This window comes from Desulfotomaculum sp. 1211_IL3151 (assembly GCF_036763075.1).
Lineage (GTDB): Bacteria > Bacillota > Desulfotomaculia > Desulfotomaculales > Desulfotomaculaceae > Desulfotomaculum.
On the sequence record NZ_JBAIYV010000041.1, the window covers coordinates 16,131 to 36,276 of the forward strand.

20 protein-coding genes, 1 other RNA gene, 1 pseudogene and 2 other annotated features are annotated in these 20,146 nt (G+C 44.9%); of the genes and pseudogenes, 18 read left to right on the forward strand and 4 right to left on the reverse strand.

Translation table 11 applies throughout. From position 1 onward, the window contains the following. Nucleotides 1–104: 104 nt before the first annotated feature. Nucleotides 105–1,121: a 3-deoxy-7-phosphoheptulonate synthase gene (aroF, locus tag V6C11_RS10910; RefSeq protein ID WP_333531194.1), complete on the reverse strand. Its 1,017-nt coding sequence runs from the start codon at nt 1,119–1,121 to the stop codon at nt 105–107. A gap of 156 nt (nt 1,122–1,277) precedes the next feature. Further along, nucleotides 1,278–1,524 (reverse strand) — a binding site (T-box leader). Between the two features lie 158 nt (nt 1,525–1,682). Here aroF and V6C11_RS10915 point away from each other — a divergent pair. The 5 genes and pseudogenes from V6C11_RS10915 to V6C11_RS10935 all read left to right on the forward strand — a co-directional run bounded on the left by V6C11_RS10915 (nt 1,683) and on the right by V6C11_RS10935 (nt 4,968). Further along, a complete protein-coding gene (locus V6C11_RS10915) occupies nt 1,683–2,162 on the forward strand; it encodes a DUF6530 family protein (RefSeq protein ID WP_333531195.1) in 480 nt (159 codons plus the stop codon). Nucleotides 2,163–2,180: 18 nt separating this feature from the next. Continuing rightward, complete coding sequence (locus V6C11_RS10920) at nt 2,181–2,531, forward strand: GIY-YIG nuclease family protein (protein ID WP_333531196.1); 351 nt, start codon at nt 2,181–2,183, stop codon at nt 2,529–2,531. Between the two features lie 31 nt (nt 2,532–2,562). Then, the gene (locus V6C11_RS10925; RefSeq protein ID WP_333531197.1) at nt 2,563–3,996 is read left to right on the forward strand and encodes an MATE family efflux transporter; all 1,434 of its coding nucleotides are present in this window, start codon (nt 2,563–2,565) and stop codon (nt 3,994–3,996) included. A gap of 75 nt (nt 3,997–4,071) precedes the next feature. Continuing rightward, nucleotides 4,072–4,278: pseudogene (locus V6C11_RS10930) on the forward strand (DUF6530 family protein); the annotation flags it as partial. Nucleotides 4,279–4,293: 15 nt separating this feature from the next. Beyond that, nucleotides 4,294–4,968, forward strand: a complete 675-nt coding sequence (locus V6C11_RS10935; protein ID WP_333531368.1) for a flavodoxin family protein — start codon at nt 4,294–4,296, stop codon at nt 4,966–4,968. 160 nt (nt 4,969–5,128) lie between these two features. Here the strand turns inward: V6C11_RS10935 and V6C11_RS10940 are convergent, their stop codons facing one another. Beyond that, the gene (locus V6C11_RS10940) at nt 5,129–5,845 is read right to left on the reverse strand and encodes an HAD family hydrolase (protein WP_333531198.1); all 717 of its coding nucleotides are present in this window, start codon (nt 5,843–5,845) and stop codon (nt 5,129–5,131) included. A 24-nt stretch (nt 5,846–5,869) separates the two neighbouring features. Then, nucleotides 5,870–6,163, reverse strand: a complete 294-nt coding sequence (locus V6C11_RS10945; RefSeq protein WP_333531199.1) for a DUF896 domain-containing protein — start codon at nt 6,161–6,163, stop codon at nt 5,870–5,872. A 155-nt stretch (nt 6,164–6,318) separates the two neighbouring features. Next, nucleotides 6,319–6,549: a binding site (T-box leader), on the forward strand. Between the two features lie 86 nt (nt 6,550–6,635). Here V6C11_RS10945 and hisS point away from each other — a divergent pair. The 13 genes from hisS to mnmA all read left to right on the forward strand — a co-directional run bounded on the left by hisS (nt 6,636) and on the right by mnmA (nt 18,858). Next, a complete protein-coding gene (gene hisS, locus V6C11_RS10950; RefSeq protein WP_333531200.1) occupies nt 6,636–7,895 on the forward strand; it encodes a histidine--tRNA ligase in 1,260 nt (419 codons plus the stop codon). A gap of 84 nt (nt 7,896–7,979) precedes the next feature. Further along, a complete protein-coding gene (gene aspS, locus V6C11_RS10955; RefSeq protein ID WP_333531201.1) occupies nt 7,980–9,782 on the forward strand; it encodes an aspartate--tRNA ligase in 1,803 nt (600 codons plus the stop codon). A 140-nt stretch (nt 9,783–9,922) separates the two neighbouring features. After that, nucleotides 9,923–10,111: non-coding RNA, 6S RNA (gene ssrS / locus V6C11_RS10960), on the forward strand. Between the two features lie 325 nt (nt 10,112–10,436). Continuing rightward, on the forward strand, nt 10,437–10,724 hold the full coding sequence (locus V6C11_RS10965; protein ID WP_333531202.1) for an AbrB/MazE/SpoVT family DNA-binding domain-containing protein: 288 nt from the start codon (nt 10,437–10,439) through the stop codon (nt 10,722–10,724). After that, nucleotides 10,702–11,136: a putative toxin-antitoxin system toxin component, PIN family gene (locus V6C11_RS10970; RefSeq protein WP_333531203.1), complete on the forward strand. Its 435-nt coding sequence runs from the start codon at nt 10,702–10,704 to the stop codon at nt 11,134–11,136. The genes V6C11_RS10965 and V6C11_RS10970 overlap by 23 nt, the downstream gene beginning before the upstream one ends. 212 nt (nt 11,137–11,348) lie before the next feature. Further along, nucleotides 11,349–12,455, forward strand: coding sequence for a S1C family serine protease (locus V6C11_RS10975; protein WP_333531204.1), 1,107 nt, complete (start codon nt 11,349–11,351; stop codon nt 12,453–12,455). 30 nt (nt 12,456–12,485) lie between these two features. Further along, nucleotides 12,486–13,157 carry a response regulator transcription factor gene (locus V6C11_RS10980; RefSeq protein ID WP_333531205.1) on the forward strand — a complete coding sequence of 224 codons (672 nt, stop codon included), beginning with the start codon at nt 12,486–12,488 and terminating at the stop codon, nt 13,155–13,157. Continuing rightward, complete coding sequence (locus V6C11_RS10985; protein ID WP_333531206.1) at nt 13,157–14,575, forward strand: sensor histidine kinase; 1,419 nt, start codon at nt 13,157–13,159, stop codon at nt 14,573–14,575. The genes V6C11_RS10980 and V6C11_RS10985 overlap by 1 nt, the downstream gene beginning before the upstream one ends. 20 nt (nt 14,576–14,595) lie before the next feature. Further along, nucleotides 14,596–15,333, forward strand: coding sequence for a tRNA threonylcarbamoyladenosine dehydratase (locus V6C11_RS10990; protein WP_333531207.1), 738 nt, complete (start codon nt 14,596–14,598; stop codon nt 15,331–15,333). A gap of 279 nt (nt 15,334–15,612) precedes the next feature. Beyond that, nucleotides 15,613–16,053: an RrF2 family transcriptional regulator gene (locus tag V6C11_RS10995; protein WP_333531208.1), complete on the forward strand. Its 441-nt coding sequence runs from the start codon at nt 15,613–15,615 to the stop codon at nt 16,051–16,053. A 50-nt stretch (nt 16,054–16,103) separates the two neighbouring features. Beyond that, nucleotides 16,104–17,345 (forward strand): cysteine desulfurase NifS, encoded by a 1,242-nt coding sequence (nifS, locus tag V6C11_RS11000; RefSeq protein ID WP_333531209.1) that lies wholly within the window; start codon nt 16,104–16,106, stop codon nt 17,343–17,345. 36 nt (nt 17,346–17,381) lie between these two features. Then, complete coding sequence (nifU, locus tag V6C11_RS11005; protein ID WP_333531210.1) at nt 17,382–17,753, forward strand: Fe-S cluster assembly scaffold protein NifU; 372 nt, start codon at nt 17,382–17,384, stop codon at nt 17,751–17,753. 10 nt (nt 17,754–17,763) lie between these two features. After that, entirely contained in the window at nt 17,764–18,858 is a 1,095-nt protein-coding gene (gene mnmA, locus V6C11_RS11010) for a tRNA 2-thiouridine(34) synthase MnmA (RefSeq protein ID WP_333531211.1), read from the forward strand. A 51-nt stretch (nt 18,859–18,909) separates the two neighbouring features. On the opposite strand, the gene V6C11_RS11015 is transcribed toward mnmA, so the two are convergent. Further along, nucleotides 18,910–20,007 (reverse strand): stalk domain-containing protein, encoded by a 1,098-nt coding sequence (locus tag V6C11_RS11015; protein ID WP_333531212.1) that lies wholly within the window; start codon nt 20,005–20,007, stop codon nt 18,910–18,912. Nucleotides 20,008–20,146 lie beyond the last annotated feature (139 nt).

Genomic DNA, 20,146 nt, shown 5'->3' on the forward strand with positions numbered 1-20,146 from the left:
GGCTCCTTGCTTATTTTTCCAGCGGTGCTTCGGTGCTAGTTTGCTCTTAACATCGTTATTTGAAACGACATGGGCCAAATTAGATCAAGACCGGCCATAACTGTTTATTGCTTAAACCCCCTCATCAACTGTAAAACATTGTGTGCATCACTGGCCAAATGATCGAAGGCCTCAGGGGTTAGGGATTGTGGTCCATCACAAAGAGCTTGACTCGGATCGTTATGAACCTCAATTATTAATCCATCTGCTCCGGCGGCGATGGCAGCCATTGAAAGAGGTCTTACCAGACTGGAGATTCCTGCGGCATGACTTGGATCAACAATGACAGGTAAATGTGTCTTATTGTGAAGTATAGGAATCGCTGATATATCAAGGGTATTTCTAGTTGCCGTTTCAAAGGTGCGAATACCTCTTTCACATAAAATAACATTTTCATTGCCGCCCGCCATAATGTACTCCACACTCATCAGCAGTTCTTCCAAGGTATTGGCTAAACCCCGCTTAAGTAAGATTGGCTTTTTGATCATGCCAAGCTCCTTCAGCAGTTCAAAATTTTGCATGTTTCTGGCACCGACCTGAATCACATCTACCTCCTCAAATAGCGGTAAGTGTGAGATGTTCATAAGTTCTGACACAATGGGCAGACCCGTTAGCCTTTTTGCTTCAAGCAAGAGTTCAATTCCCTCGGCCTGCATTCCTTGGAAAGAGTATGGTGAGGTGCGGGGCTTAAATGCACCGCCGCGCAGCATGGTTGATCCGGCTGCTTTAACGCTTTGGGCAATTGAACAAATTTGTTCACGGGATTCAACTGAGCAGGGGCCGGCAATGATTTGAAAGTTACCTCCTCCTAGTTTAATACCATTTATATCAATTACTGTGTCATCGGTGTGAAACTTGCGGTTTGCTTTTTTATAGGGCTCTTGAATTCGCTGAACATTTTGCACGATGTCCAGCGAATTGATCAGATCAATATCAACGACACTGGTATCACCAATCAGACCGATGACGGTCTGGTGTTGGCCAACGATAAAATGTGTACGGATAGCCAAACCTTCCAGCCAAGTAGTAAGAAGTTCAACTTTTTTTGGATCTGGATTATTTCCCTTAAGTGTTACAATCATTTTTTTAACCTCCTGTTTTTAAAATAAAAAAACTCCCCATCCCGACAAAGGGACGGAGAGTTATATCCGCGTTACCACCCAAATTGGCTAACAAAGCCCATCTCAATTAGGTACGGGAAAAACAGGTTGCCGGTAAAATAAAAAGACCTCCTATCCTCAAGGGACGGAGAATCATTATCCGCGGTACCACCCTAATTGCGTTGGCCACTTTTACCGGTACGGGACTGTTCATCCGATACCTCTTCCTTGATAACGGCGGAAAACCCGTCTGTCCCTACTGAAAATTCAGAACAGCAACTCCGGAGGGAACTTCAATCAACCATGCCATAAAGAAGCTTCCAGTCTCGACTTCTTCTCCCTGTAAGGTTGGAATTGATCTACTTTTCTCCATCATCGTTTTTGAGTTATTCTGTTGAAATTGATATTAACATAATGGGCCGGCACCCGTCAATCTTTATTATCTTGATATATTGACATTAGGCATGAAAAATATTATTATAAATTAGTAATCTAGTAAATTACTAATCAACTTATTTAGTAAAATGAAAATGGAGGCAAAAAATGAAAATACCAACGAATCTAAAACATAAACCCGTCATCGTATCTGACAATTATGAAAACGTTGATGGCAGATATGCCTATAACACCGATGCCAAGGGACTTTCCCTAGGGTTGGCCCAGTGGAATGACCGCGGCAAGGTTGATATTTCTGCTAAGGTATGGCGGCATACCGGAGGAAAATGGTCTAGACAATCGGAGGAATTACCTTTGCACCGGGTCCTTGATCTGGCAATTCTGGTTTGTAGGGCAAAGCTTCATTTTCGTGAGTCCTACCGCTATGAAAAATTATATGATCCTGAAAAACCCGTCATCGATAGAGTCGGTTTACAGGGGGATGCCATGACCGTGGCAGTTTGTACCGACAATGAAAAAATTGATGAAGATATTAAATTATTTAGCCAGGCTCTCAGTGATGATGACGAGCTTGTCGGTGAGCGTTTAAAAACACTATCTAGAATATTAAAAGAAATGGGATATTAGAAAGCAAGGTGTAATTGAATGGACAGAAAAAAGGAATTGAAAGAACAATATCGGCAAATGAAACCACCCATGGGGATTATCATTATTCGTTGTCATGCCGATAATAAATGTTATCTTGAGGCAACGCCAAATTTAAAAGGCAAAATCAACAGTACCACCTTTCAATTAAAAAATGGTTCCCATCGCAACCGGGAATTACAAAGGGCCTGGCAGGATCTGGGCGAAGGGGCCTTTACCCTTGAGGTACTGGAAAACCTTGAATATGACAAGGATGAAACGAAAACCGATTACACGGAGGAATTAGCTTTACTGAAAATGATTTGGGAAGATAAATTGACCCAAGCAGGTATGGCGTTTTATAAAAAATAAGTTTATTTAAAAAGGGAGTTATTTTACAACAATGGATAAATCGCCAGCAATCATTGAGAAACCGCCGGAAACAGACGGGGAAGCAGCCCTTTCCCACCACAAACAACATTTTGGCGGTCAACCGGTATGGCACTCAATGCTTATTTTTCTCGTACCACTAATCCTTAGTAATATATTACAATCGGTGGGCCAACTGGCTGGCAGCATTGTTGTCGGCAGGTGGCTTGGCGTTAACGCATTGGCCGCTATTTCAGCCTTCTTTCCGCTCTTCTTTTTGTTAATGTCTTTTGTCATTGGTATTGGGGCGGGCAGCTCAATTTTAATTGGTCAGGCCTATGGTGCACGTAATGAGGAAAAGATGAAGGTAATCGTCGGGACGACACTTTCCTTCACTTTTCTTTTGGGCCTCGTCCTTTCTTTATGCACCGGCATATTCACCAGGGATATCCTGAGTTTGCTGGGAACTCCGTCCAATATCATTGACAGCAGTGTCCATTATGCCCGGATCTTGTTTTGGTCTATGCCAGTCATGTTTTTATATTTTGCTTACACTACCTTTTTGCGCGGTACAGGAGATTCTAAAACGCCCTTCTATACCCTGGTAGTTAGCACGGTACTAAACCTGATCTTGTTGCCGATTTTGGTTTTTGGCTGGTTAGGTGTGCCCAAGTTTGGCCTCTATGGGGCAGCCTACGCATCCGTGATATCGACGGTTGTTACCTTTATTTTGATGGTCATATACCTTGGTAAAGTCAACCACCCATTGCAATTTGATGCCTCCGTAAGGCAGCACCTGCGGATTGACTTTAGTATATTAAAATTGTTGTTGCGTCTGGGCATTCCATCTAGTATCAACATGATCCTGGTATCACTTGCTGAAATTGCTGTTATTACATTTGTCAACCGATTTGGTTCGGATGCCACAGCAGCCTATGGTGCTGTAAACCAGGTTGTCAGTTATGTACAGATGCCAGCGGTCAGTCTGGGTATAGCCGTCTCCATATTCGCCTCGCAATCCATCGGGGCCAATCAGCTTAATCGCCTCAAAGACGTGATTCGCGCAGGGATTTTGCTCAATTATGTTATCGGTGGCGTTATTATTGTATTGATTTATCTATTTTCCCAAAATATTTTATCCTGGTTCCTAACCGATGAGAACACCCTGCAGATTGCCCATAGTCTCCTCATGATCACCCTGTGGAGCTACTTGATTTTTGGCCACGCTCAGATTATTACCGCCACCATGCGGGCCAGTGGGACTGTCCTGTGGCCCACACTGTTTAGTATTGCTTCAATCTGGTGTGTCGAAGTTCCAGTTGCCTATTATTTGTCCACCTTTACTACTCTTGGCATCCAAGGCATTTGGGTCGGTTATCCGGCAGCATTCCTAGTTAGTTTAGTTTTGCAATATGCCTATTACCACTGGTCCTGGAAGAAGAAGAGCATCACGCGACTGATCAATTAACCCCTCTAATCTTATAAAAATAGCTAAGTCAACGGGCGTGTTGTTATTGCAACACTCCCGTTGACTTAGGAAACGGTTTGCAGGGCAAAGCTTCATTTCCGTGAGTCCTACCGCTGTGAAAAATTATATGATCCTGAAAAACCCGTCATCGATAGAGTCAGTTTACAGGGTGACGCCATGACCGTAGCAGTTTGTACCGACAATGAAAAAATTGATCAAGATATTAAATTATTTAGCCAGGCTCTTAGTAATGATGACGAGCTTATCGGTGAGCGTTTAAAACTAGGGGATGAAAAGATGAAAATTGTTGTCATAAATGGAAGTCCGAAGGGTAGAAAAGGCAATACAAATGTGATTGTAAGTTCACTATTAAAGGGTGCCGAGGAAGCAGGAGCGCAAACTACAAATCTGTTCTTAACAGAAAAAAACATTCATCCCTGTACGGGTTGCACGACCTGCTGGTTTGCACCAAAGCCAGGACAATGTGTTATTAAAGACGATATGTTTGAGATTATTGCACAATTGGGAGATGCAAATGTTATTATACTGGCTACCCCTGTGTATTGCGAAAATATGACCAGCCTGTTAAAAATGTTTATCGATCGATTGACGATGGTAGCTAACCCATATTCATACAGTAAGGCAACACCAAAGGACGTGTCTACCCAACAGCAGCAAATGCCTCCATCACCAAAGCTGATGATGATCTCCACCTGTGGTTTTCCGAACAAGGAAAATTTTGAGGTTCTAGCACATTGGTATCAAAGATTTTCACATAATATGAGAATGGAATCACTGGGGGAAATTTACGTGACCCGTGGTAAATATTTAATGGATACCCCTCAAGAAATAAGTGCAGCGGTAGCTGAATACTTGCTTGTTGTAGAAAATGCAGGCAGAGAAATTGCAACAAAAGGTCAGATTACGGAAAAAACTAAAAAACTTTTAGATACCCCTTTTGCCACAGCATAGATTCTTATTAGCGAAGAACCCAGCATCCGGGAGGGTTCTTCTGGATATAGAATTACAGGACAAGGATAAAAGGGATAGGATAAATGCCCAAGGCTTGATTCATAAAGCAACTCCCCAGGGTTAATGGACTACACCCGGGGAGTTGCTTAGGACTAACTTATTATTTTACTTTCGGTAATTGTCTGGCAAAATTCATAAAATCCGCCAGACGTCCCTCGAAATCAGCCTCGTAGTCTGATTGACCGTGGTCAATTAGGTTATCTTTAACTAAATAAGTATCAATGCCTAATTTTCCCGCCACCAAATCCTCTTTTACATCGTTTCCCACCATCAGGGTTTCTTCCGCTTTGGCACCGACCCGCTGCAAAATTTCCTTATAATAATTGGGGTTGGGCTTGCAAAAATGGCAATGTTCATAGGTAGTTACCAGGGCCCAGGAAATGTCGTCGATACCAGCCCAGCGCATCCGATGGGCGGTGGCCGCATCGGGGAAGATCGGATTGGTAGCTAGTACCAACTGATAGCCTTTGGCCATAAGTTCCTGACAAATCTGTCTGGCAAGAGGAGTGGGGCTGGTACAATGGATCAGTTCCGTAAACTCACTGGCGTAAAATTGGTCAAACAAAGGCATAATTGCTTCCTCTGGCAGATTAAACCGAGGCATAAAATCTTCCATAAAAACCTTCTGATTTGTTTTATCGGCACGGTTGTCACGGATCATTGCCTCGGTTGCTGCCCAGAGATTTTGATGCAACTGCTGGGGATCAAGTAAATGGGAGCAGGCTTTCATCAACCGTCCAAAATAATTAGTTAAAAAAGAATCTAAATCCATTGGCAATAAGGTGCCATCCAAATCAAAGAGTATTGTTTTATACATTTTTCCTCCGCCCTTGGTTTTCTTCTAGTGTAAGTGATCTTTGTCATCGTGATGGTTGCCACAACCGCAGCCACCCTTTTTATGATTATCTTTGTGGTGGTGTCCGCCACAGCCACAGCTGCTGTTCGGGTTGTTTTCATCCTCGACATATTTAATTCTTGAGAGTTGGTCTATGACTTGTCCACGGATTCCAGCCAGGTACTGTTGGCGTAGCTGATGCTGTTCCTCTTTTTCTGCTGGGGTTAGACCTTCGGCCTTTTGTTTACGGGCCAATACGTTAATTCGATCGACTAATTCTTTCGTAATAATGGAAATCACCTCAAATTTAGTATATCATGTCCTCGTGAGCAGGAACAAGTTGGCAACGATTTGTCCTCAACTAATAATATTATGACACATCTCGCCATCTTTCAACCCGGTAACATTGACAAAGTTTCTTCAATTGAATAAAATAATTCTCAGGTTTATAAGTGTAGAAATCGATGATCGGGAGAGTAGGCATTGAGATAGCTTACACAGGGAGGAAGGGTCCTAGACTGAAAGCTCTTCTATAAGGACTCATTGCTGAAGAACACCCGGGAGTGACCACCGAAAGGGTAATATCCGATTAGGCTGGTACGGAGCGACACCGTTAACAGTCGACTTGAGAGGAACATTTTTTTGTTCAATCAGGGTGGCACCACGGGAATAAACCCGTCCCTGGCCATGCGTCGGCATGCCAAGGACGGGTTTTTGTTTTTTTCGAATGTGATCAGGCTTTTCTAACTTGTTACAAGGAGGTTTTACATCAGTGCTAATAACAAGGCCCAGAGGAACCAATGACATTTTACCGGGGGAAGTGGAAAAATGGCAGTTCCTTGAACAACTAACAGGGCAGGTTTGCAGGGAATACGGCTACGGAGAAATTCGCACGCCGATATTTGAGCATACAGAGCTATTTTCCCGAGGGGTTGGCGAAACCACCGACATAGTGGAAAAGGAAATGTATACTTTTACCGATCGAGGGGACCGCAGCATTACCTTGAGGCCCGAAGGTACTGCCTCCACTGTAAGGGCCTATGTGGAGAACAAGCTTTATGCCTTGCCACAACCAGTGAAAGTATATTATGCAGGTCCCATGTTTCGCTATGACCGGCCCCAGGCAGGAAGGTATCGCCAGTTTCACCAATTCGGCGTAGAGGTCTTTGGCTCCAACGATCCTGCCATCGATGCAGAGGTAATTGCCATGGCGATGGATATTTATCAACGCATCGGGTTAAAAAATTTGGAACTGCATCTTAACAGTGTTGGTTGTCCGGCATGTCGTCCCGTTTTAAGACAAAGACTACAGGAATATTTTAAACCCCATTTAGAAAATCTTTGCCTCAATTGTCAGGGGCGTTATGAAAGAAACCCCCTGCGCATTTTGGACTGTAAAAGTGAAAAATGTCAAGGATTTGGCAAAGATGCCCCCACAACACTGGATGTACTATGTCCTGACTGTGCAGATCATTTTGCTGCTGTGAAGGGATACTTAGATGAAGTGGGAGTTTCCTATACCGTCAATAATCGTTTGGTTCGGGGGTTGGATTATTACACCCGCACGGCCTTTGAAATTATGACCCAGGATATTGGTGCCCAGAGTTCCATCGGAGGTGGCGGCCGCTACAATGGTTTAATTGAGGAATGCGGCGGCCCGGCAACTCCCGGTATTGGTTTTGCCCTAGGTTTGGAGCGTATTCTGCTGACAGCGGAGCGTCAGGGTATTGTCTTCCCTATCGCTCGGGGGCCGCAGGTGTTTATAGCAATTGCCGGCGGTGGAGTAGCCAAAAAAGCCTTTGGCTTATTACAGAGTCTCAGACAACAGGGTATTGCAGCCGAGCAGGATTTTCTAGGCCGCAGTTTGAAGGCCCAGATGAAATATGCGGGCAAACTGGCAGCCCGTCTGGTAATCATCCTAGGCGAGGAAGAATACAACCGGGGCGTGGCCGTGGTACGAGACATGCAAGCCGGTGAACAACAAGAAGTAGCCCTAGGGGATTTGGTGGGGTTTATTCAAGAAAGAAGATAGCCATGGGCGATGGGCCTTGGGCCAGCGAATGGCTAAGGCTAGTCAAATAATTCATATACCAAAGAAGCATTGGAGGAAATACAGATGTCCGCTGAATCGATGAATGGTCTTAAGCGCACTTTATATTGCGGTGAGTTACAAAGGCAGCATGAAGGTCAAGAAGTTGTATTAATGGGTTGGGTACAAAGACGCCGGGATCACGGTGGTTTAATCTTTGTTGATTTAAGGGACCGTTCTGGTATTGTGCAAGTGGTTTTTAGTCCGGATGTTAACCAGGAAGCCTTTGAAAAGGCCGAGGCGGTCAGAAATGAATATGTCCTGGCGGTGGTTGGCAAGGTAAACAGCCGCCCCGAGGGAACAGTTAACCCGAATATGTCCACCGGGGAAGTGGAGGTATATGCTCATACCTTACGTTTGCTAAACCGGGCCAAAACACCACCCTTTTATATCGAAGATAATATTGATGTGGATGAGAACCTGCGTTTGCGCTATCGCTACCTTGATTTGCGCCGTCCAGATATGCAAAGATCGATGATCCTGCGGCACAGGGCGGCCAAGAGTATCCGGGATTTCCTTGACCAAAACGGCTTTTTAGAAATTGAAACTCCCATGTTGACCAAAAGTACACCCGAGGGTGCCAGGGACTACTTAGTTCCCAGCCGGGTTAACCCCGGTAAATTTTATGCTTTGCCCCAATCACCCCAGCTATTTAAGCAGATTTTAATGTTAGCTGGTATGGAACGTTATTTCCAGATCGTACGTTGTTTCCGGGATGAAGACCTACGGGCAGATCGCCAGCCGGAATTTACCCAGATCGACCTGGAGATGTCCTTTGTGGAAGCGGAAGATGTGATGGGCCTAATGGAGAAAATGATTGCCCAGGTATGCAAAGACACCCTTGACTTGGATATCCGTGCGGCCTTCCCACGCCTTAGCTATCAGGATGCCATGGATCGTTACGGTTCCGATAAGCCGGACACTCGCTTTGGTCTAGAGCTAAGGGATATCACACCCATTGCTGCTAAATGTGGTTTTAAGGTATTTAACAGCACTGCCGAGGCCGGCGGCCAAGTCAAAGGGATAAATGCCAAGGGCTGTGCTGCCTTCTCACGGAAAGATATTGATGACTTGACTGCCTATGTGGCTGTGTATAAAGCAAAGGGCTTGGCCTACTTTATTATTAATGAGGATGGCTCTGTAAAATCCCCCATCACCAAGTTCTTCACGGCAGAAGAGGTAGCAGCTATCAAAGATAAATTGGAAGCAAAACCAGGTGACCTGCTCTTATTTGTAGCGGATAAACCAGCGGTGGTGGCTGCAGCATTAGGAGCACTGCGGGTTCATCTGGCAGAACGTCTCAAGCTAATTCCAGAAGGCATGTGGAATTTCCTTTGGGTAACCGATTTCCCCTTGCTGGAGTATGATGCGGAAGCAGGACGTTTCTTTGCTATGCACCACCCCTTTACCTCACCGGTGGAGGAGGATCTGCTTCTGCTGGAGAGTGATCCCGGCAAGGTACGGGCCCGGGCCTATGATATGGTATTAAATGGTGTTGAGATCGGTGGCGGCAGTATTCGTATCCACCGCAGGGAAGTCCAGGAACTTATGTTTAAAGCCCTGGGACTTAGCCAGGAAGAAGCCAGAGAAAAATTTGGCTTTATGCTGGAGGCCTTTGAATATGGTGCTCCCCCCCATGGTGGCCTTGCCTTTGGCCTGGATCGTCTCGTTATGTTATTGGCAGGAAAAGACAGCATCCGCGATGTCATTGCCTTCCCCAAAACCGCCAGTGCAACCTGTCTAATGACCCAGGCACCAGACGTGGTAGACCCCGCCCAATTGGCAGAGCTTCATATACGCAGCACCGCAACCGTTAAAAAGGGCAATTAGCCTTTAGGATTAGCCTTTAGCTCGTTAGCTTTAGGCTAATTGCCAGGCTATTATTTAGCCATGAAGTCTTTCGCAGACTTGCAGAACGACCCCTATTGTGTTAACATAATAAAAAAGTAAGTTACTCTTTTTACAAGTTCTTTGCCCTGCTTTGTGCGTGGCTTATCTGGGGTTTTGAGCCAACATTTTGAAAAACGGGAGCTCGGTTTCACGCAAGGGAATGTAAACCTTACGATGTATAAGGAAACAGGAAAATGCGGAAGGGCACCCACCTGTTCGAGAACAGGTTCAAAAAACCTTGGGTACGCATACGGCACGGCGGGGTTTTCATATTTGTTATTAAAACACCTTTTGAAGGTGTTTTTTTATTGTTATAGGAAATGATGCTTTTTAAAAACTGTTGATAAATGCAGTATCCTGCTGTTATGTTCTGCCCCGAGATTGAAAATAGCTTCAGTCAACGATTTGTCATATCATTCTGCTGACGGTGATAAAATTTGCGCTTAGTATAGACTACTGTAATTTTTAAAGGCTAAGTATGTTCCCCTTTGAAAAATTATTCTGAAAATTACATTGGTTTTTCTGAATAAATAATGTAAAATAGAAAATAAGAAAGTATTACTTTCTTATTTTCTTACTAATGGAGGGGGATTCATGGAAGGTAAAATGACAGTTAACTCTTTTAGACCGAAAAAAGTACGGGTAAGGGGAAAGGGGCAGTTTACGATTCCTGCTGAATATAGAGATAGAATTGGCATTGAAGAAGATACTGTTTTGGAAGTATACCACTTTGGCAAAGTTATGATAGCAACTCCAGAAAAAAGTGTAGTTAAGGAACTGGCCCAAAGGGTCAATGAAGGGATGGGGGAATATAAGGTAGATATTAATGAGCTACTGGCAGACTTGCGAGAGGGAAAACATGAGTACATTAAAGAGGGGTAAAGTTTTTTTTGATAGTAGCGTGTTGATTGCTAGTTTGGCTTCTCCAGAAGGTGCTTCCAACATGCTTCTGTCTCTATGTGAAATGGGTCTAATAATTCCAGTGATTTCAGAAAAAGTAGTAACAGAGGTTGTCAGGAATATTGAGAAGAAACTACCACATTGTTTACCCCATTATCATAGTTTGTTTAAAATCTTACCCTTTGAGTTAGCAGATCCCACAGATGAACTGTTGAAAGAGGCAGAAAGGCTAATCAATAAAAAAGATGCGGATATTCTGGCAGCAGCTATAAATTCCAAAGTAGATTATCTAGTCAGTCTGGATAAACATTTTTTTGAGGCAGATTTTTCATCGTTAAATATAAAAGCATACTCTCCTGGAGAATTGTTAAAGAATATTGACTTTGTAACTTAGCTCTGTATAAGGAAACAGGAAAATGCGGAAGGGCACCCACCTGTTCGAGAACAGGTTCAAAAAACCTTGGGTACGCACACGGCACGGTGGGGTTTTCATATTTGTTATTAAAACACCTTTTTGAAGGTGTTTTTTTATTTCTCCCGTTTTTAAGGATCATTTAAGGTTGCAGCGTTAGGATGAGGATAGAACAAATGAGGGAGGAAAAGGATATGCATAACAAAAACTATGGAGCTATTTTGGCTAAATTAGGACTGGTGGTTTTGTTGTTTGTCATCGGTATCCACTTTTCAAGTAATCGATCAGATCTGCTTGCCATCGTCAATCGGCCAGCCATGGCTGAGCAGCAAACAGAGGGGCTGATCCGGCCAGCCAATATTTCCGATGTGGTAAAACAAACCGCGCCAGCAGTGGTAAAAATTGAAACGATGATACAAACCAATGTCAACGCCAACCCTTACTTAAATGATCCCTTTTTCAGGCAGTTCTTTGGTAACCAGGTCATGCCTAGTACACAGGTACAAAGGGGAATGGGTTCTGGCTTTATTGTTTCTGAAGACGGCTATATCATAACCAATAACCATGTTATTGAAGGTGCTTCCCAAATTGAGGTTATATTAACAAGCAATCAGAGTTATCCGGCCAAAGTAATTGGGGCGGATAGGGAACTGGATCTAGCCGTTTTGAAAATTAACCCTGACAACAAATTAGATACCCTTAAACTGGGCAACTCGGACCAAGCGGAAGTAGGGGATTGGGTTATTGCCATTGGTAACCCTTACGGTTTGGATCATACCGTTACGGTGGGCGTTATCAGTGCGAAAGGAAGGCCCATAAGTATAGAAGACCATAATTTCCGCAACCTCTTACAAACCGATGCCTCCATTAACCCAGGTAATTCCGGTGGGCCATTAATTAATTTGCAAGGGGAAGTGGTGGGAGTTAACACGGCCGTAAATGTCCAGGCCCAAGGGATTGGCTTTGCCATTCCTGCAACAACGGTAGTGGACGTATACAATCAATTGATCACCAAGGGGACAGTGGCACACCCCTATTTGGGAGTAAATATGCAAGCTGCACAGAATCAAAGTGGTGTCACCGTTTCAGGGATTACCCCGAATAGCCCCGCCAGTGCCGCTGGTCTAAGGCAGGGGGATGTAATCGTCAAGTTTAAAGAAAAAGCGATTGCTACAACCCAGGATTTGCTCGATGCGGTGGCTGATTCCCAGGTGGGTGAAAAGGTTTCCCTAGGGATTATCCGTTCTGGACAAATGAGGCAAATTGAGGTAATAATGGGGGATAAGAGCAGCCAAAGGTAACAATTATTAAAGGCAAAGTGGGGGGAGTTAATGGGTGCCAGAATCTTGGTAATTGATGACGACCCGAAAATTACAGCAATGCTGCGGCGGGTTTTAACCTACGAGGGATACCGGGTGGAGGTAGCGAATGATGGTTATACTGGCATGAATATGGTCAAGGCCAGCCCCCCGGAGTTATTGATCTTGGATATCATGTTACCTGGTTTGGATGGTTGGGAGATATGTCAGAAATTTAGAAAAGAAAATTTCACCCCTATTTTAATCCTTAGTGCCAGAGATGAGGTAGAGAATAAAGTAAAGGGCCTAAATTTGGGGGCCGATGATTATTTAGGTAAGCCCTTTGCATTGGCAGAGCTAATGGCCCGTGTACAGGCTTTGCTTAGAAGGGGGACAACTGCCCAAAGGGTATTGCAGTTTTCTGACCTAAAAATCGATTTAGAGGCCAGGGAGGTGCGCCGGGCAGGTAATTTACTGATCCTTACTCCCAGGGAGTTTGATTTGCTGGCACTGTTGATGCGTCACCCGAATCAGGTATTAACCAGGGAGCAAATAATCGACCGGGTCTGGGGTTTGGAATTTACCGGAGGCTCCAATGTTCTGGAAGTATATGTTAATATGCTGCGCCAAAAGATAGAAGACCATGGGTCTAGACTAATCCAGACTGTCCGGGGAGTTGGCTATGTCCTAAAGGAGCAGGGGTAATGACCATCCGACTTAAACTTACGTTATGGTACAGTACGGTTGTCAGCCTAACCCTAATCGCTTTCTCCATCATCATTTATACCTTCCTTTCCTATAGTCTGGCGCAGGAAATCGATCGTGATTTAGCGGGTCGGGCCGTCGGGGTGATACGTTCGATTAAGGTGGTAGAACCTGGTTTGCTAAAGCCGCAAAAATTTGTCTTACCCGATGTTGATGTATTTGGTTATCCCAATACTTACTTGCAAGTAGTGGATATAAATGGTAACTTGGTGGCAAAATCGAGTAATTTGTTTAACGATAATTTACCCCTGAGTAGGGCGACCCTGCATCAGTCAAAGAATGGCAAGAGTTTCTACGGCTGGCTTGAATTAGGTAACCAAAGGATGCGCATTTATAACTACCCCCTGTTGGCCGAAAACAGGGTTGTGGGCTTGCTGCAAGTGGGACAACCCTTTTCAGGGGTACAGGCAGCTTTGACCAGACTTAGATGGCTGCTCTGGTTTATGAGTGGTTTGATGATTCTAGCCGCAGGAACGATTGGCTGGTGGTTAGCCCGGGCAGCCCTGAGGCCGGTGGAGGATATTTCCCAAACCGCAACCTCCATTCGCCATCATTTAGATTTACAACAACGGATTGCCTATCAAGGGCCAAAGGATGAACTGGGGCGGTTGGTGGAAACTTTAAATAATATGTTGGATAGCCTGGAAATAGCCTATCAAAAGTTGGCAGAGTCCCATGAGGCACAAAGAAGATTTGTGGCCGATGTTTCCCATGAGTTAAAAACCCCGTTAACTACCATTCGGGGGAACATCGATTTAATAAGGAGAATGGGTGACCAGCACCCGGCTATTCGGCAGGAGGCAATGGACGATATTGCCTCGGAAGCGGAACGAATGAGTCGGTTGGTGTTAGACATGTTGGTGCTGGCCCGTGCGGATGCGGGACTTACTCTGCCGCTAAAGCCGGTGGCCCTGGAGAAGCTTGTCCAACAGGTGGGGAGACAGGCTAAGCTATTAGCCCAGGGCTTAGATTTTAAGATTTCCCTGGCGGAAGATTGTCGTGCCAGCATGATTCTGGCAGACCCTGATTATGTCAAGCAACTGATACTTATACTAGTGGATAATGCCTTTAAGTATACAATGAGACCGGGTAGTGTGGAACTTTTAGTACATTGTACCCCTGACGGGGTACAAATTCAGGTCAAGGATACGGGCATCGGTATTGAACCAAGTGAGTTGGCACAGATTTTTTCACGCTTTTATCGGTCCGACCAATCTCGTCCCGTAGGGGGGAGTGGCTTAGGGTTAGCCATCGCCAAGTGGATTGCCGAGCAACATCAGGCAACGATTCTAGTAAATAGCAGGCCAGGTGAGGGAAGTACCTTTACCATAACCTTTCCGAAATACCTGCCAAATTAATTTGTCTTAGGAGGTTACTGGTGAAAGAACATCGATTTTCCAGAACAGAAATGCTGCTAGGGGAAGAGGGCTTAGCCAAGCTGGCAGCAGCCAAGGTGATTGTTTTTGGCATCGGCGGAGTTGGTTCCTATACAGTGGAAGCCCTGGCCCGGGCTGGGGTTGGTGAGTTAACGCTGGTGGATTTTGATACGGTGGATATTACCAACATTAATCGTCAGTTGCATGCCATGGACAACACCGTTGGGCAGTTTAAAGTAGACTTAATGGCAGACAGGGTTCGCTTCATTAATCCCGGTGCCAAGGTGAATCCCCTCCGGCTTTTTTACTCCCCGGAGAAGGGTGATGAGCTTTTAGCAGGGGGCTATTCCTATGTGGTGGATGCCATTGACAATGTAACAGGAAAAATTGACATTATTCAAAGATGTTATCAACAGAATATACCTGTAATATCCAGCATGGGTGCAGGCAATAAGCTAGACCCGGCGGCCTTTCGAGTGGCAGATATTTCAGAAACCTCCGTAGACCCTTTGGCCAGGGTTGTTCGCCGGGAATTGAGAAAATATGATATCCATAAAGGGATTAAGGTTGTTTTTTCCACGGAACCCCCCCTCACACCTAAAACCAAACGATACAAGTCGAATGTGGGCTCGGAACAGCAAAACAATTCCCTGGCACCTGGCAGTATATCCTTTGTCCCGGCAGCAGCCGGTCTGATCATGGCCGGGGCAGTGGTCAGGGAGTTAGCCGTTGGCTGTTAGCAGATTTTTGTCATCCTGAGCAACAGCGAAGGATGACATGGCGGTGGCTTAATGCCCAAGGCATGGTCATTTTCAGGGAAGAGCTAAATTGCTAACAACGACTATTGAACTTTTCTGCATAAAAACACCAAAATAGTGTTATTTTATCCTATTAGATTTCCTCCGTTTTAATCTTGAGCATTTTGGTCGGAATTAATATTGACAAGTAAAAAAATAACATGTTATTATAAACCCAGAAAACCGAGTGGTTTACTAGGGATTAGTAAGGGGGGATGTAGCTTGCGGCTGTCCACAAAGGGGCATTATGGACTAAAGGCAATGTTTGACCTAGCGATGCATTACGGGTCCGAGCCAATCCCCTTAAAGGTAGTGGCAGAGCGGCAAAATATATCTGAACACTACCTAGAGCAGTTAATTGCGGTTTTACGAAAAATGGGCCTGGTAAAAAGTATTAGGGGCGCACAGGGCGGCTATATATTGGCCAAGCCTCCCTCCGATATAAAGGTTGGGGATGTTGTTAGGGCCTTGGAAGGACCAATCGCACCACTGGATTGTGTCAGTGAATTTGAACCTAGTTATTGTGAAAAGGAAAATTATTGTATCTCAAGGGATATTTGGGCCAGGGTCAGAGATAGTATAGCAGAGGTATTAGATTCCATTACCCTGGAGGATATGTGCTTGGAAGCGCAAAAGGCTCAAGATAATATAACGAAGTCGTAATACATATTCAAGGCAAACAAGTATTCAAGGTAATCAAGGAGGAGCAAATTATGAGAAAAGTTTATTTCGACCATTCGGCAACTACTCCGGTGGATCCTGCCGTTGTCGAAGAGATGATGAAATACTTAACCGAGCATTTTGGTAATCCCTCCAGTATCCATGCCTTTGGACGTGAAGCTCGCAAAGCAGTTGAAAAAGCCCGGCAACAGGTAGCCACAGCCATTGGTGCTGCCAGTGTAGGGGAAATTACTTTTACCAGCAGTGGCACAGAATCAGATAACATGGCCATACGTGGCGTTGCCTATGCCAATCGCCAAAAGGGCAATCATATTATTACCACCGCAGCGGAGCACAGTGCTGTTTTGGCCTGCTGTAAACAACTGGAGAGAGAAGGCTTCTCGATAACGGTTTTGCCCTTAGATGAGTACGGCAGGGTGACAGCCCAACAGGTTGCCGATGCCATTACGGATAAAACGATCTTAATTTCCGTGATGCATGCCAACAACGAAATTGGTACCATCATGCCCATCCGTGAGATCAGTGAGGTTGCCAAGGCCAAAAAGATTCTTTTCCATACAGATGCGGTGCAAAGTGTGGGCAAGATCCCCGTCAATGTGGATGAATTGGGAGTAGATTTACTTACCTTATCTGGACATAAAATTTATGGCCCCAAGGGTATTGCTGCCATGTATATTCGCAGGGGAACCTTCTGGCAGCCCATTACCTACGGTGGCGGACAGGAACGTCGTCGTCGCCCGGGCACTGAGAACGTGGCGGGCATCGTGGGTCTAGGCAAAGCCATTGAACTGGCAACCGAGAGAATGCATGCTGATGCGGAACGTTTAAGCAAGTACAGAGATCGTATGATTAAAGAGGTACTGGATAAAATTCCCAATACCATCTTGACCGGTCACCCACAGGAACGCCTGCCCAACCATGTGAGCTTTTGCTTCCGCTTTATTGAAGGGGAATCCATGCTATTAATGCTGGATATGAAGGGCATTGCTATTTCCAGTGGCTCTGCTTGTACTTCTGGTTCATTGGAACCTTCCCATGTGTTAACTGCCATCGGGCTTTCCCAAGAAGTGGCCCATGGGTCCCTGCGTTTGACCATGGGTAAAGACAATACGGAAGAAGATGCGGCATATTTCCTGGAAGTACTGCCCCCAATCATTGAGAGATTAAGAGAAATGTCCCCACTTGGCGAGGGATGCAATCCCTGTGCTTGCAGTACCTGCACAGTACATGATGATCACCACCATGACCATGGGGAGTTTGAAGAGGAATACTAAAAATATTTTGAATGGGGAATGAGGAGGTACTTAATTATGTATTCTGAAAAGGTTATGGATCATTTTACCAGTCCACGTAATGTTGGTGAAGTTGAGAATCCCGACGGTGCCGGTCAGGTTGGCAATCCCAGTTGCGGTGACATCATGAAAATAACCCTTAAGGTTGAGGATAATGTCATAAAAGATATCAAGTTTAAAACCTTTGGCTGTGGCGCGGCCGTTGCCACCAGCAGCATGGTAACCGAAATGGCCATGGGCAAAACCATTGATGAGGCCCTGAAAATTACCAATAAGGCCGTGGCAGAAGCTTTGGAAGGGCTGCCCCCAGCCAAGATGCACTGTTCCAACTTAGCTGCAGATGCTTTAAAGGCAGCCATTGAGGACTACTTGAAAAAACAAAATGCGTAGGTGATGCCTTTTGGCAACCAAAAAAAGAGTTCTGGTAGCAATGAGTGGCGGGGTGGACAGTTCGGTCACCGCCGCACTTTTGCAACAGCAGGGTTATGATATTATTGGTGTAACCATGCAAATATGGGACCCCGAAGTCACAGTGGTGGGGGACGATTATGTAGGTTGCTGTTCCCTGACGGCTGTGGATGATGCCCGCAGGGTAGCAGATGTCCTTGGTATTCCCTATTACGTGCTTAATTTCAGGGACCTTTTTACAGAAAAGGTCATTCAGTACTTTGTTGACGAATACCTTCAAGGGCGTACACCAAACCCATGCATAGCCTGCAATCGTTTTGTAAAATTTGAGGCCTTATTACAAAAGGCCAGACAGATGGGTTTTGATTACATTGCCACCGGCCACTATGCTAGATTGGGCTATAGTGAAGAGTACCAGCGCTATACGGTACGTAAGGCTTTGGATGAGAAAAAGGATCAAACCTATGTCCTGTATAGCTTTACACAGGATCAAATTGCCCATACACTGATGCCCTTGGCTGATTATACCAAGGAACAGGTGCGGGCCATCGCAAAGGATTTGGGACTGCCCACTTACTCCAAACCGGAGAGTCAGGAAATTTGTTTTGTGCACGATAATAACTACCGTAATTTCCTGGACGAGCGTTCTCAGGGTGGCATTCAGCCAGGTCCATTTAAGGATGTAGCCGGCAATGTTGTTGGTGAGCATAAAGGAATTCCCTTTTACACCATTGGACAGCGCAGGGGACTTGGCTTAGCCACAGGAGAAAGGATCTACGTGGTGGATATTGACCCGGTCAATAATGTAGTGACAGTGGGTCCAGAGGATGCCATCTGGGGCACCGAACTAATTGCCTCAGAAAATAATTTCATCCTCTTTGCAGACCTTACAAAGCCACGAGAATTGGAGGCCCAGGTTCGCTACAATAGTAAACCTTCCCCGGCTGTTATTGAACCCATTGGGGATGGCTTGGTCAAGGTAGTTTTTAAAAACCCCCAACGCGCCATCACGCCAGGACAAGCTGTTGTCTACTATCAAGGAGATTATTTAGTGGGCGGCGGTACCATTGAAAAAAAATTAAAATAAAAATTGGGTCAGGCTGGAATTATTCAAGTCTGACCCATTTATATTTTTATGTTACATGTAGGACTTTAATTGACTAAGAGGGATTTCAAACTCTGGAAAACCAGAGGCATAAGGTGCAATTTCATATTGATCAAAGCAAATTACTAGATTGTCTCCCTTGATATAGAAGCCTTGGGTATCACGAATGGTTTTAAAGGCTAGATCTCCCTGGAAAAAGAAATGTTCTCCCCTTTCCTCACTGGCCTTAATTTGTTTGGCTACTTCTCGATTAATGATTTGTTTGTAATCGACATCATCCTTGAATAATTCTTTGAGAGTGATTCGTTTGCCATTTTTGACGTCGATATTAATGTATTGTCGGTAGTTGCTGCCATGGGCACCGCCGGTATAATCGCTGGTCATAATGATCAAAGCAAGCATATCTTTGCTTGGAAAGGTTTGATACTTATAATACAAGGAATGGGTTCGAAAGGGATATTCACCGGACTGTGAGGCTAATTTATCTTCCAGGGCTTGTTTTTCATGGTCTGCTTGGTTTTGGGTGGCGTTAAACAGAATTTCTTTATTTAAGGACTCCTGCAATTCCGTATTTTTCAAACCACTAATAACGGGTAGTTCCATATCTACGATTAATGTATCCGTTTCAGATTGGATTTTTTTGGTGGTAATCTGGGGCTGGTTTTCTGAGAGAGCTTCTTTAGAGAGCAAGACGCTATTGGTGTTGGCGTCCCAGCGGACAGTATACCCCTGTGCTTCGGCAATATAACGGGCGGGCAGATAGACACGACCATTGCGCAAGAGGGGTGCAACGTCCATCTGGACATCGATATTATTAACCTGAAGGATTTTACTGCCCAGGGTGGCCACAATGGCTTGGCCATTTAGCTGAAGAGACACTGTGTTGACGGAGGCGTCATAGGAAACCTCTTTTTCGTCGGCACCCAGGCTATAACCTAAATAACGAAAGGGGACGTAGATTCTACCGGCTTCGGTAAAGGTGGTACTATCCATCATTTTATCATTTCCATTAACGATATACTTTTTAGCGTTCATTGGAAAGGTAACTATATTGGCTTCTTCAGCCCATACGCCGGTGGTGATGCCCAAGATGAAACAGCAGGTTATGAGTGCGGTGGTAATTTTTTTCATCAAAATCCTCCTCGATGACCCCGATGGCTGATGGATTTCAGTACCACTGTTGTTAAGGGGCTATTTAAAATAATGACGGGCCCAAGCAAGGTTTCGTCACACCATTTTAAGTTATTATTCCGCAGGCCGTTGGAACTTC

Bases quoted from the DNA above. Each gene is read 5' to 3' on its own strand.
- aroF (WP_333531194.1), bottom strand. From the start codon at position 1,121: ATGATTGTAACACTTAAGGGAAATAATCCAGATCCAAAAAAAGTTGAA.
- V6C11_RS10915 (WP_333531195.1), top strand. From the start codon at position 1,683: ATGAAAATACCAACGAATCTAAAACATAAACCCGTCATCGTATCTGAC.
- V6C11_RS10920 (WP_333531196.1), top strand. From the start codon at position 2,181: ATGGACAGAAAAAAGGAATTGAAAGAACAATATCGGCAAATGAAACCA.
- V6C11_RS10925 (WP_333531197.1), top strand. From the start codon at position 2,563: ATGGATAAATCGCCAGCAATCATTGAGAAACCGCCGGAAACAGACGGG.
- V6C11_RS10935 (WP_333531368.1), top strand. From the start codon at position 4,294: ATGAAAATTGTTGTCATAAATGGAAGTCCGAAGGGTAGAAAAGGCAAT.
- V6C11_RS10940 (WP_333531198.1), bottom strand. From the start codon at position 5,845: ATGTATAAAACAATACTCTTTGATTTGGATGGCACCTTATTGCCAATG.
- aspS (WP_333531201.1), top strand. From the start codon at position 7,980: ATGTCCGCTGAATCGATGAATGGTCTTAAGCGCACTTTATATTGCGGT.
- V6C11_RS10965 (WP_333531202.1), top strand. From the start codon at position 10,437: ATGGAAGGTAAAATGACAGTTAACTCTTTTAGACCGAAAAAAGTACGG.
- V6C11_RS10970 (WP_333531203.1), top strand. From the start codon at position 10,702: ATGAGTACATTAAAGAGGGGTAAAGTTTTTTTTGATAGTAGCGTGTTG.
- V6C11_RS10975 (WP_333531204.1), top strand. From the start codon at position 11,349: ATGCATAACAAAAACTATGGAGCTATTTTGGCTAAATTAGGACTGGTG.
- V6C11_RS10980 (WP_333531205.1), top strand. From the start codon at position 12,486: ATGGGTGCCAGAATCTTGGTAATTGATGACGACCCGAAAATTACAGCA.
- V6C11_RS10985 (WP_333531206.1), top strand. From the start codon at position 13,157: ATGACCATCCGACTTAAACTTACGTTATGGTACAGTACGGTTGTCAGC.
- nifS (WP_333531209.1), top strand. From the start codon at position 16,104: ATGAGAAAAGTTTATTTCGACCATTCGGCAACTACTCCGGTGGATCCT.
- nifU (WP_333531210.1), top strand. From the start codon at position 17,382: ATGTATTCTGAAAAGGTTATGGATCATTTTACCAGTCCACGTAATGTT.
- V6C11_RS11015 (WP_333531212.1), bottom strand. From the start codon at position 20,007: ATGAAAAAAATTACCACCGCACTCATAACCTGCTGTTTCATCTTGGGC.